The 12,553-nt window shown below is 38.6% G+C and carries 7 protein-coding genes; 1 reads left to right on the top strand and 6 read right to left on the bottom strand.

Going from position 1 to position 12,553, the window contains the following annotated elements:
- Positions 1–11: 11 nt before the first annotated feature.
- Positions 12–1,580, bottom strand: coding sequence for a signal recognition particle protein (ffh, locus tag ACFIJS_RS06580; protein ID WP_375650796.1), 1,569 nt, complete (start codon positions 1,578–1,580; stop codon positions 12–14).
- Positions 1,581–1,810: 230 nt separating this feature from the next.
- Entirely contained in the window at positions 1,811–2,467 is a 657-nt protein-coding gene (locus tag ACFIJS_RS06575; protein WP_375650794.1) for a carbonic anhydrase, read from the bottom strand.
- Positions 2,468–2,743: 276 nt separating this feature from the next.
- On the opposite strand from ACFIJS_RS06575, the gene ACFIJS_RS06570 reads away from it, so the two are divergent.
- A complete protein-coding gene (locus tag ACFIJS_RS06570; RefSeq protein WP_375650760.1) occupies positions 2,744–7,453 on the top strand; it encodes an NAD-glutamate dehydrogenase in 4,710 nt (1,569 codons plus the stop codon).
- On the opposite strand, the gene ACFIJS_RS06565 is transcribed toward ACFIJS_RS06570, so the two are convergent.
- From ACFIJS_RS06565 to ACFIJS_RS06550, 4 genes are all read right to left on the bottom strand, one after another.
- Entirely contained in the window at positions 7,450–7,737 is a 288-nt protein-coding gene (locus tag ACFIJS_RS06565) for a hypothetical protein (RefSeq protein ID WP_375650759.1), read from the bottom strand. The two genes, ACFIJS_RS06570 and ACFIJS_RS06565, sit on opposite strands and share 4 nt — an antisense overlap.
- A gap of 876 nt (positions 7,738–8,613) precedes the next feature.
- A complete protein-coding gene (locus tag ACFIJS_RS06560; protein WP_375650793.1) occupies positions 8,614–9,669 on the bottom strand; it encodes a DUF2125 domain-containing protein in 1,056 nt (351 codons plus the stop codon).
- 422 nt (positions 9,670–10,091) lie between these two features.
- On the bottom strand, positions 10,092–10,838 hold the full coding sequence (locus tag ACFIJS_RS06555) for a glutamine amidotransferase (RefSeq protein ID WP_375650757.1): 747 nt from the start codon (positions 10,836–10,838) through the stop codon (positions 10,092–10,094).
- Positions 10,839–10,984: 146 nt separating this feature from the next.
- Complete coding sequence (locus ACFIJS_RS06550; RefSeq protein WP_375650756.1) at positions 10,985–12,544, bottom strand: heme biosynthesis protein HemY; 1,560 nt, start codon at positions 12,542–12,544, stop codon at positions 10,985–10,987.
- Between the last annotated feature and the right edge of the window lie 9 nt (positions 12,545–12,553).

The following is a 12,553-nucleotide window of genomic DNA, read 5'->3' as shown; positions in this document are numbered from 1 at the left end:
CTCTTTACATCTTATTTTTTCTTAGAATGCTGAGGAAATTTTCCCCTATTGGCAATGCCATTGGAAAGACCAGGAAATGTAGGTCCACGTCCCGGTAGTCCGGGCAAGGACTTCCCTCCATTACCATTTTCAATTTGCTTTTGAAGCGTTGAGAATTGCTTTGGATCCAATCCCGACAAATCAGGCATAGCTGGAGAATCCCCCCCAAAATTTCCCATACCACCAAAACCCATTTTGGAACCAAATCCTCCCAACATTTTTCCCATCAAACCACTTTTTCCTTTACCACCCATAGCTTTCATCATATCAGCCATTTGGCGATACATCTTTAAAAGTTTATTAATATCAGCTGCCGTTGTACCAGATCCCTTAGCAATTCGTTGTTTGCGGCTATGTTTTAAAAGCTCTGGATTCGCCCGCTCTTGCGGTGTCATAGATGAAATAATGGCCAATTGACGATCAAACAAACGATCATCAAGCCCCGCAGCCGCAATCTGCTCTTTGACTTTCCCCATTCCTGGCAACATGCCCATAATACCGCCCATTCCACCCAGTTTTTTCATTTTCTGCAACTGTTCTGCAAGATCATTCAGATCAAATTTTCCAGCTTGCATTTTTTTTGCAAAAGCAGCAGCTTTCTCATGATCCATTGTTTCAGCAGCTTTTTCAACCAAAGAAACAATATCCCCCATTCCGAGAATACGATCAGCGATACGACGGGGATAAAAATCTTCTAAAGCATCTATTTTTTCACCAGTTCCAATTGCTTTAATTGGTTTACCTGTAACAGCACGCATAGAAAGAGCAGCGCCACCACGCCCATCACTATCCATCCGTGTTAAAATAATCCCTGTAATCCCTACACGCTCATCAAAAGAACAAGCAAGATGAACGGCATCTTGCCCCGTCAAACTATCAGCCACCAACATAATCTCATGAGGAAGGCAACATGCTTTAATTTCAGCCAATTCGAGCATCAAAGCTTCATCAATATGATTACGTCCTGCTGTATCAAGAAGCAACACGTCATAACCACCCAATTTAGCAGCCTGAACGGCACGTGATACAATATCAACAGGCAGCTGTCCGGCAATAATAGGCAAGCTTGCAAGTTTCGCCTGTTCTCCCAATTGGCGCAATTGCTCCTGTGCAGCGGGACGGCGTGTATCTAATGACGCCATGAGAACTTTTTTATTGTGCTTATCAGTGAAACGTTTCGCAAGCTTTGCTGTTGTGGTTGTTTTTCCGGAACCTTGCAAACCAATCATCATGATAACAACTGGAGCTGGTGCATTTAAATCACTCAGAACGCTTTCATTTCCAAGAATATGAATCAATTCATCATGAACAATTTTAACTACCATCTGGCCTGGTTTAATTGATTTAACAATTTCGGCCCCAACAGCTTTTTCCCGAACCCTATCGGTAAAAGAGCGTACAACATCAAGAGCAACATCAGCTTCCAATAAAGCGCGACGAATTTCACGTAGCGCCTCTACAACATCCTGATCCGATAAAGCGCCACGTCCCGTCAAATGAGACAGGATAGAACCAAGTCGCTCTTGCAAGGATTCAAACATCATTTACCTCATTGTTGCATAACAAACAAACCAAAATAGCATCCGAGAACGCATCGCGCCGTCGGATGTTGACCTCTGAGATCTCTTTATACCCTTAAACTGGGGTCTCAGCCGGTGGCTCCAAGTTAATTTTGTCACTGAAAGCTTGCTCCTTCAAACAATAAAACCCTAGCTTTGTCAAGTTTTATCATAAAATGTCTTTTTATACGAAGAAATAAAAACAGCAAATACTATACTTCAAAACTTTCAACTTCAACACGCATAAAACAACCTGTTTCTTGTTCCATACTCCATAATTTTCCGCTAGAGATATCAAACCAAACCCCATGCAATGTCAAAAAACCTTGATCTTTGCGAAGTTTTATCCATGGAAACGTCTCTAAATTTCTCAACGAATGGCGAATAGAAAGCTGCTCTAATGCCGTCTGTTTTTCTGGCCAAGACAGCGACTTATTATTCAAAACGATTTCTGCTGCTGGTGCTAAGAGACTTATCCATTGACCAATAAAATCATTTGATGATAAAGATTTACATGTCTCCTTAAGAGCAGTACGAATGCCTCCACAATGGGCATGACCAAAAACGATAATATGTTTTACCTCAAGCAATTGCACAGCATATTCAAGAGCTGCTGATGTTGCATGGTATTGGTCATCAGGAGAAAAAGGAGGAACCACATTTGCCACGTTGCGCAAGGTAAAAATTTCCCCTGGTTTAGCATCAAAAATCATTTCTGGCACTGCACGCGAATCACAACAAGCAATGACCAAAACTTCAGGTTTCTGCCCTTCAATCACCAATTGCTGATAATGTGCTATTTTATATGAAAAATGATTGTTTATAAAGTTTTGGTAACCACTTAAAAGTCTTTCTGGTAAACGCGCCATTCTCTCTTTAACTTCTGCTTCTTTTTTTACTTTCATTTTGTATATTTAAAAAAACAAACTATTAACATACAAAAATACTAAAAATACCCTTTCCTTGACGAAAAATATTTCTTTAAAGTACAAACTATTACTAAAAAATAGCAAAAACAAACTCATCCTTTATAAATAAAGAGCTATTTTCTTCAGGAAGAAGGTGTTACAGTATAAAAAATATAATGGTCTGCTTTTAATCAAAGAGAAGATAAAGACCCCTAAGAGTAAAAAGGGAGAGTGAGTGTGTTGCAACAAAAAAAAACAGAAACAAAAAACACCCAAGATAAAATAGAACAAATCCTTTTTGCCCAAACCGATGAAGAAGATATTGTTTATTACGAAAACAAAGAACTTCAAAAAGCCGCAGCCATCGCAGTAAAAGCTTTTAATCTCCATCAGACAGGAAAAAATACTATCTACTTTGAACAAAATTTGACCCGTAATAACAAGCCTATAACCGCTATCACGCTTGTTAATGATAACAAACCCTTCCTTCTCGATTCTATTTTAAATGTTTTCAATCAACACAAAAACCATATCTATTTGATTGCACACCCTATTCTTGATTGTGCTTCTGGAAAACGCATCAGTCTGATGCAAATTCACATTGAGTCATTAAACAAACAGAAAATACAAAAACTTGAAAATGAACTCACCTTAGTTCTTGAACAAGTTAATGCTGCTGTACAAGACTGGAAACCTATGCTTGAAGAAGTTGAAAAACATATTCATGCCTACCAAATAAGTCTTCCCCCGCACTACAAACAAGAAGGCGAAAAAGCTATTGAATTTCTTCACTGGCTAATGGACGATAATTTCATTTTCCTTGGTATGCGCACTTACAACTTCATCAAAAACCAAAAACCCCTAAAATCCTTTACAGCAAGTAATATTGAACTTGGTATACTCACGGATGCTTCTATTCATATTGTTAACGATGAAAGTATGAAAGAACCTCCTCAAGAAGTTTTATCCTTCATGGAAAGCGATAATCTGTTTATCGTGACAAAAGCCAACAGCCGCTCCAAAATTCACCGTTCTGTTTGGCTCGATTATATTGGTCTTAAAATCTTTGATAAAGAAAACCAACTCTGTGGAGAATTACGTATTGTAGGGCTTTTTACCTCCTCAGCTTATACACGTTCTATTTTGCAAATTCCTTTCTTAAAAGAAAAAGCCCAAACTATTATTCAACGTCTTGGGCATAATCACGCCGATTATTCAGGGAAAGCACTCATCAGTGCGTTAGAAACCTATCCAAGAGATGAAATGTTTCGCTCTGATGTTGATACATTGACAGAAAACACTAAACTTATTCTACAATTAGATGAGCGACCACGTTTACGGGTTCTTGCCCACACTGATTCTTTTGGGCGCTTTGTTTCTATCCTTGTCTACGTACCGCGTGACCAATATAGTAGCGACCTGCGTGAAAAAGTTGGCGAACATTTTGTTGAGCTCTATAAAGGCGACTTTTTTGAATCTTATCCGCTATTTTTGGAAAGCACCCTTATACGTGTCTATTATATCATCCATCGCAAAGGAAACGAAACTGTTCCTCTTATCAAGCGCTCCACACTTGAACAACATGTACGTTCGATTGCACGAAGTTGGGAAGACAGCGTTCAAGCCATCGCTCTTACCCAAAAAACAACAGAGCAACAAACACGTCTAGCCAGCGAATTCCCCAACAGCTATCGTGATTTATTTTCAACTGAAGACGCTATTAACGATGCCGGACATATTTTAAATCTTCATGATGAGAAGCCCCTTTTCGTGAACTTTTACCACGCACAAAACAAAGAAAAAGGTACCATTTCTCTTCGACTTTTTCACCGCCATGAGGCTCTTGCCCTTTCCAAACGTGTACCACTCCTTGAAAATATGGGGTTTCGCGTTATTACTGAACAAACCCTTGAACTACCAGATGGCTATGGACACTCTGTGTATCTTCATGATATGCAGCTGGAAAGCACTTTTCAGCTCTGTATCGATTTTGAAAAAAACGGTCAAAAACACGCCGAAACCTTTGAGGCCATTTGGGCACAAAATGCTGATAATGACGCCTTTAATGCTCTCACCCAAACAGCTGAACTTGATTGGTACGAAATTGTTATTTTGCGCCATTATGGGCGCTATCTCCAGCAAGCCGGTATTCCTTATTCGCAAGATCGCGTTGCCCAAACTTTAAATGCTTATCCTGACATTACCCAAGATCTTTATGCTTTATTTCATTTAAAATTTCACCAAAGCCATAAAGAAAAAGAGCGGGAAAAAAGCCAACAGGTTATTCAAAAGCGTCTTGGAGAAAAATTACAGAAAGTATCTGGTTTAGATGATGATCTCATCTTACGCCGTTATTGTAACCTTATCGATGCGAGTTTACGAACGAATGCCTTTACGCCTCTTGACGATGGAAGTCCACGGCGTATTTTAGCCACCAAATTAAATCCGCGCCAAATTGAGGGTTTACCTGAACCACGCCCTTACCGAGAAATTTTTGTTTATGGACCGGAAGTTGAAGGAGTGCATTTGCGTTTTGGACCTATCGCTCGTGGCGGAATTCGTTGGTCTGACCGTGCATTAGATTATCGCACTGAAGTCCTCAGCTTAGTCAAAGCCCAACAAGTTAAAAATGCGGTTATCGTTCCTGCAGGTGCAAAAGGTGGCTTCTATCCCCATCGGCTTCCCCACACAAATGATCGTGCTCTCATCATAGAAGCAGCAAGACAAGCTTATACAGACTTTATCACAGCTTTGCTCTCCATCACAGACAATCTGATTAACGGCAAAATAAGTTCTCCCCCCAATGTTATCTGTCATGATGACCCTGACCCCTATTTTGTTGTCGCAGCAGACAAAGGAACAGCAACTTTTTCTGATACAGCCAACGCCATCAGCCAAGCAAATCACTTTTGGCTCGATGATGCTTTTGCCTCTGGAGGCTCAGCAGGTTACGACCACAAAGCCATTGGTATTACAGCTAAAGGTGCATGGGAAGCCGTCAAAAGACATTTTAGAGAAACATTTGATCACAATATTCAAACAACGCCTTTCACCTGTGTCGGTGTTGGAGACATGTCTGGCGATGTCTTTGGCAACGGGATGCTGCTTTCCAAACAAACAAAATTGATTGCCGCTTTTGATCACCGCGATATCTTTATTGATCCAGATCCAAACATAGACGAAAGCTATGCAGAGCGTATGCGCCTTTTTAAACTTCCTCGCTCCAGCTGGCAAAATTACGATCAAAGCAAATTATCAAAGGGCGGTGGTATTTTCTCACGAAAAGAAAAAACCATTACTCTCTCGCCTGAAGCAGCACAAGCCATTGGTTTCGAAAAACAAACAGGAACACCATTTGAAATTATCTCTGCTCTTCTCAAAGCCCCTGTCGATCTTTTATGGTTCGGCGGCATTGGTACTTATATCCGTGCTGCAACAGAAAATGATGCCCAAGTAGGTGATCGTGCAAATGATGCAATACGCATTACCGGAGAGCAAGTGCGTGCAAAAATTATTGGCGAAGGGGCTAATCTTGGTGTTACACAACGTGGACGGATTGAATATGTCTTAAATGGTGGTCGATGCAATACGGATGCCATTGACAATTCTGCTGGTGTGAATTGTTCTGATATTGAGGTCAATCTCAAAATTGTTCTTGCATCAGCTCTACGTGACAAAACGTTAACCCGCGAAGAACGCAATAACCTCTTGAAAAAAATGACACCTCAAGTCGAGCAACTCGTCTTGCGCAACAATTATCTACAACCCCTTGCTCTTTCTTTGGCGGAAAACCAAAGCACTACTGATTTGCCCTATCAAATACGCTTTATGCACGATTTGGAACAAAAAAAGCTTCTAGATCGTAGAGTTGAAATACTCCCTGATGAGCAAATTTTACGACAAAGAGCAACCCAAGGCAAAGGTCTTCTCCGTCCAGAACTCGCCGTTATTTTTGCATATGCTAAATTAACCTTAAAAGAAGAAATTGCTAATAACCCCATTGTTGATGATCACTATTTCAATACAACCTTGCTGAACTATTTTCCAACCCAAATTCAAGAAAATTTTAAGAAGGAAGTCATTAATCATCAATTGCGTCGTAATATTATAGCAACGCTGATTGCCAACGATATTGTAAATCGTGGAGGCCCCACTTTTGTTAATAGACTACACGATGCAACAGAACAAAAGACTGAAAATATTATTCGCGTTTTCATTGCTATTCGCGATAGTTTTGAAATTCCTCAATTGTCTGAACAAATTGATAAGCTTGATAATAAAATACCCGGTCTTGTCCAAAACAAATTCTACGCAGCAATGACCCCAATGCTCTTTGAAACAACCAATTGGGGTTTACACAACATAGATCTCTCACGTCCATTAGAAGAAATTGTAACAACAATAAAGCAAGCCCGTAGCGTTATTGAAAAAGAGCTTATGCATTCTCACGACAACGATATTACGCAAAAGATTGAAGAAAAAGCATTACACTACAGCGAAGAGGGAGCACCAAAAGCATTAGCGAAACAATTAGCTCTCTTGGAAGCTGCTTCAACAATCTGTGATATTTCTTTAATTGCAAAAAAAAGCAACAGTGATCTTATTAAAACCGCAGAGATCTATTTTTCACTTGCGCAAATCATTCGTATAAACCGCATTAACGAAGCAAGTCGTATAATTCCTGTAGTAGATTATTATGATAGTATGGCTTTAAGCCAAGCCAAAGAAAATGTTTCTGAAAGCTTACGGCAAATCGTTATGAAAATCCTTAAAAATTATGGAAAGAAAAAAGATCCTTTTGACACTTGGAAAAAAACAGGAGAAGATCATATTCACAACATTACAAACCATATTAGTGCCCTTATTGAAAATGATCTCAATATTTCTCGTTTTACTTTTGCAGCAGGATTGATTTCTCAACTTCAAAATACTGGCTTTCAAACCTAAAGCAAATACAAAACGACCCACTCAATCTCCTGTTCTATCCAACCACAGTAAACCAACCGAGATGCAGAAGTTTGCATTTTAGACATAGCACCCAAAATGAGAATCTTGCTATTTATCACAATAGAATTGTTTGCAATAATTTCAAAACGACAACAGGATTGATTTTTCAACGTAAAAACATCAACTTTCAGACTTAAAAGCAGTACAAAACAGCTAAGCTTTTGCCCCCGTTCTATCCATCCATGACTAATCAGTAAGGGAAGAACGGAAGCGCTATCCCGCATTTTTAGACAAAGCACTTAAAATAAAAAATAAATTCAAATTTTACTGTCAAATATCCTTCAACAAAAAAATATAATATATTGATTTAAAAGCATAATTTTATCACTTTTATGTTGAAGGAGAAACCGATATTCTAAGTTTGCCTCATTTCAAATCTATTTATATTCAATCAATTAAATGCATTTCTCCTTGCATGTTGCAAATGGGAAAGCCGTATAGATAAAAAACATTAAAGAAAGAACTAAAAAATACCTCTCATAAACCGCCTCAAGTGCCAAGAACTGTAGAAACATTGGGTGTGAGTAAATATAAATATGATAGTGCCCTGGCTTCTTACTCCATAAGCGAAAAGATGATGGTGCTTAATGGCTTTATCATTCAAGGCGACATCGTGAAATAGGAAGCACTGAGAAATATTTTTTTAACAAATGCGTAAAATCGAATAAAAAATAACAGTAAAGCTGAACATTTATTTTCCCCTTTACAACTTCATATTCTCACCTAACTAGGCTGTTTACCTCTTTCAAAGATTACCCTAAACAGATATAGGCAACATGCTCATTCCATACATAAAGAAAAAAGGTTCCTAACACGGCACCACATCACCTCTATAAAAAGCCAATTCAGCATACTTTAAAATACCACTTTTCCATACAAACACTGTTTATATGTAGTTTGACATAAGATTTTTTACTAAGTGAAAAAAGGGGGGATTAGTTAGGAGTAAGTGGTAATTTTTTATTTTTATAGCTATTTTTCACCATTAAATACGCATTTTGTTAAAATAGATTTTGACACTCTAAAACTGCAAAAAAGTGTGAAAATCAGAAAAAATCGAAATTTTATGGTAAAAATGAAAAAAGACTTTGGTACAAAACCTAAAGCGGCGCAAGACGACCAAGTTTTAAAAAACCTAATTTTACCCACCCATTGTTAATGAGTAAGGGAAGAACAGGAGCGCCATCGGCATTTTTAGGTAGTGCACCCAAAATAAAAAATAACGCTTGAAGATTATTGGCCTGCGCGGGAAATAAGCGCTGCAAAGTGTTAAGAAGCTTCATGGGCTGAATATGGACAAGTTCAAATTTTGCTGTCAAATATCCTTCATAATCAAAAGAAAAAGGTCCACTAATACGTAACCCACCACCTGTATGAAAAGTCAATTCACCTTGCTTTAAAAGTCCCCTTTTCCCATATAACCTCTGTTGCCAATTTTTTCCCTCATCTTCAGACAGAAGAGAGATGTCATTTAAAATCACTTTCAAGTTGCCATCAATTTTTGGGACATCAACAAAAGAAGATGTAAAAATTAGAGAAACATCAAAACCATCAAAAGTTATATTTCCCGATAAATCATTCTTTTCATGTTTCAGATCAAAGCGCAAAAATTCTGCCGTTATTTTTTGAGACGTATCTTTTGGCTCTAACGGCTGAATAATCACGTCATGCGTATTTTGTAAAGATGCCTGATCTTCTACATTTTCTCGTGTCGTTTTTTTATCTGTTGTTTGTGCTCCTAATGCTTCTTGAGACTTTTGATCTTCAAGGGAAGAGGAAAGAGATGAAATTTCAAGCCCTTCAGCTATAAACTTCAATGTCTTACCCGTTTTCCAATAAGGTTCTGTTTCAATCACCAAATTACGCCAATGCGATACTATGGGAGTTTGTCCGGAAAAAACAATTGATGCAGGAGAATGAACATTAAACTCGACCAAATGAGGTGCATAAATTGGTGCACCAGCTATCAAACGCCCCGTCGATAAGGAAACCCCATGTAAAGGCCAAGAAAATTGAAAATTGTCGCAAACAACACCGATACGCAAAGGATAACCATCCTTGTGCACATTCTCACATACCGCCGCCATATTATAGGAAGACGCTTTTGCGAATATATCAGAAACCTGGTCTTCTATTTTACGTGAAAAAAAAACCAGAGTGCGCTATAAATAAATATTAAAGCAAGACAAAAGAGCCCGCAAATTAAATAGCTCAAAGAAAAAATTTTTTGTGATGACGGTTTTTGAGAGGATTTAGACAACATTAAAACTTTCTTTATCTCTTAACTTCCTCCCCACCCTAAAAAGGATAAAGATTCTTAACAACGGTCAGTTTATAAACAATCCAACTTTTTAATCGACCGAATTTTATCGACTGATCCCTTCAAGGAGCCCTATACATCGCTCTAAAGTACAGTATCTCATAAGCCTACAAAGCAAGATTTTTTCAAGAAAACCTACTAACACTCTCTAACAAAAAATGCCTCATGTGTAAAGTTTTACATGAGTTTTCTACCTCCACCTTAAACGATGCTGTTTTACCGAACAACAAGAATGATAATGAATAGCGTTTCTAACACTCACACAAGTGCGGCCGGTATACAAAAAATTTGTCGTAATGCACCTTCAAACCATTGGCTTAAAGCTTGATCATAAATTAAACGACCTTTCAAATGTGCACAAGCAGGTTGAGCACCTTTTTCAGCCAATTTATGTGCCGAACGCACGACCAACCGCCGCATCATAGCACGTGTAAACTCAGCATGAAATTGCAAACCCCATGCATTGTTTCCATAACGAAAAGCTTGTGTAGGATATGTATGTCCTGTTGCCAAAAGCATTGCCTCTTTCGGTAAATCATAAATACCTTCATCATGGAAATGATAGACCATTTCTGGCCAATTCATCAATTCCTTCCCTTGAGGGGTTGCTTCTAGCGGATACCAGCCGGCTTCAACAGTCCCATCACTTCTTTTACCAACGCGCGCCCCTAGATTTCGCGCTAACATTTGTGCTCCAAGACAAATACCCAAAAAAGGCTTATTTTCCTTTAGTGATAACGAAATCCAATCAATTTCCTCACCAATATAGGCTTCCCTGTCATTCACACTCATCGGTCCCCCTAAAATAACAACACCGGCATAATACTCTAATGTATCAGGAAGTTTTTGTCCAAAAATAGGACGATAAATATCAAGAACAAAACCTTTTTGTTGTAAAAGTTTTCCTAAACGACCAGTATAGGTAGACCGCCGATGAATAACAACAGCAATCCTTGGTTTGTTATTTTTTTGTTTTTTATCAAGACATCTCTGATTTAAAAACATTTTTTAACCAATCACCTCTGCAACCAAGCAAAACTTCATTTTTAAAGCATAAGAGAATAATTTTATTGGACAAGACTAACAATGTTTTTTCTTCTAGGTTAATTGTTTCTTCTGAGAAAACACCCATATTATCACATTGATGCAATTTAAAATAAACGAAATTTTTTCTTCGATAAAGATATTTCTTCTTCTGTTTTGACCCCTGGATCATCAACATTTAAGTGAGTTTGACTGAACATTTTTACATCTTGTTCTTTTATATCTTGTTTCCCCACCTGCACATTATGCAAAAGAGAATCGTCTATAGGTGTTAATTTTTCGAGCTTCTTATCTTCAACACCATCACTTTTTCCCATAACACACTCTTTGTCTTGCTTTTTCGGCACAATATTGTCCGCCTCTAATGTGAGAGAAGGCATACAGGGAGGCGCCTTCCATTCAAAACAGCCCAAACGTCCACTGATTGGAGAAACCGCTGACCAAGAAGAAAAAACGGACCCATCACACATCCATACTGGATCACGTTCAGCACGAAGTGCTAAAGAAAGCCATTGACGCACAGCACCTTGATTGTTTCCCTGTGCCTCTTCAATATCTGCCAACAATAAATAAACACTTTCACGTGGATGATACTGTAATGCTTTTTGTGCCTGCTCTCTTGCTAATGCTGTTTCACCAGCATCCAAAGCTGCTTTAGCAATAAGGAAAGCCGATTCAAATGCATCTTTATTATAAGAAGCAAGTGTCTTAGCCCTTTTTAATCGCCCAATGGCTCCTTCTTCTCTTTCAAGATAAAGCGTCCCCAAATCAGGATGAGGATTCTTTTGCCAAGCCGCTATAATCATTTTATCCGCTTTACGGATTTCATTTAACTTATAAAGAATATTAGCAGCAATAACTATTATTGGAACAAAATCAGGCGCCAATTTATGGGCTTTCAAAATGGCTTCACGTGCTTGTACAGGATGTGTATCAAACAAAGAAAGTGCCTGCCCACTTAACAGTAAAACCTGTATATGCTGCCGCTCTGGAGTCGTGCGAACAGAACGCGGGAGAGCTTTTTGCGCTCTTTCAAAAATAGTAAGTGCCTTATCCCATTTACCCTCAGTACTTAACCGATCAAGCACCGCCTGATGCGCCCATAAAAGTGCTGGCGATAAAGTTAGCGCCTCTTCGGCATATTGTTGCGCTGCCTCATAAGCTTCACTCTTCATCGCTTCACGAAACAAACCATAAAGTCCAACCAGTTTTGTCGGATCTTCCTTTCTCATCTCCTCATAAAGACCGATAGCGCGAACAGAGTTATTTTGTAAAGACAAGGTTTGCGCTTGTAAGAATTTTACCAATGGCTCTTGTGTTCTTGCAAGATATTTAGCAACCTGTGCTTCCATTTTTTGCGCTACCATACCATCACCAGCAAAAGTTGCAAGGATCCCCTTTGAAAGAGCTTCATAACCGCGCTTTTGATGCCGTTTATAAAAATAATTGGAAAGAGCACTCGGTATAGAAAAAAAGAAAGACAATAACCACCATAAAAACACCAGCATTACAAAAAGCAAAATAAGCACACTTAACACTGTAAGCAATGAAGCAGAAAGTCTGAAATGCAAAAATGTGAGAACAAAAATACCATTGTGATTAGCAACCCACGCGAAAGCTAAACCGAGGATACAAACAACAAAAATATAAATAAAAACACGTATCATCTTGGTCCT

The sequence above is a fragment of the Bartonella sp. OT172YNZD genome (genome assembly GCF_042193725.1).
GTDB lineage: Bacteria > Pseudomonadota > Alphaproteobacteria > Rhizobiales > Rhizobiaceae > Bartonella > Bartonella grahamii_A.
Note: the sequence above shows the minus strand (reverse complement) of the source record. Positions and strands in the feature narration are given on the sequence as shown.

What these genes read in the sequence shown, in the direction of transcription:
- ffh (WP_375650796.1), bottom strand. Translation starts at nt 1,580, where the DNA reads ATGTTTGAATCCTTGCAAGAGCGACTTGGTTCTATCCTGTCTCATTTG.
- ACFIJS_RS06575 (WP_375650794.1), bottom strand. Translation starts at nt 2,467, where the DNA reads ATGGCGCGTTTACCAGAAAGACTTTTAAGTGGTTACCAAAACTTTATA.
- ACFIJS_RS06565 (WP_375650759.1), bottom strand. Translation starts at nt 7,737, where the DNA reads ATGCGGGATAGCGCTTCCGTTCTTCCCTTACTGATTAGTCATGGATGG.
- ACFIJS_RS06555 (WP_375650757.1), bottom strand. Translation starts at nt 10,838, where the DNA reads ATGTTTTTAAATCAGAGATGTCTTGATAAAAAACAAAAAAATAACAAA.
- ACFIJS_RS06550 (WP_375650756.1), bottom strand. Translation starts at nt 12,544, where the DNA reads ATGATACGTGTTTTTATTTATATTTTTGTTGTTTGTATCCTCGGTTTA.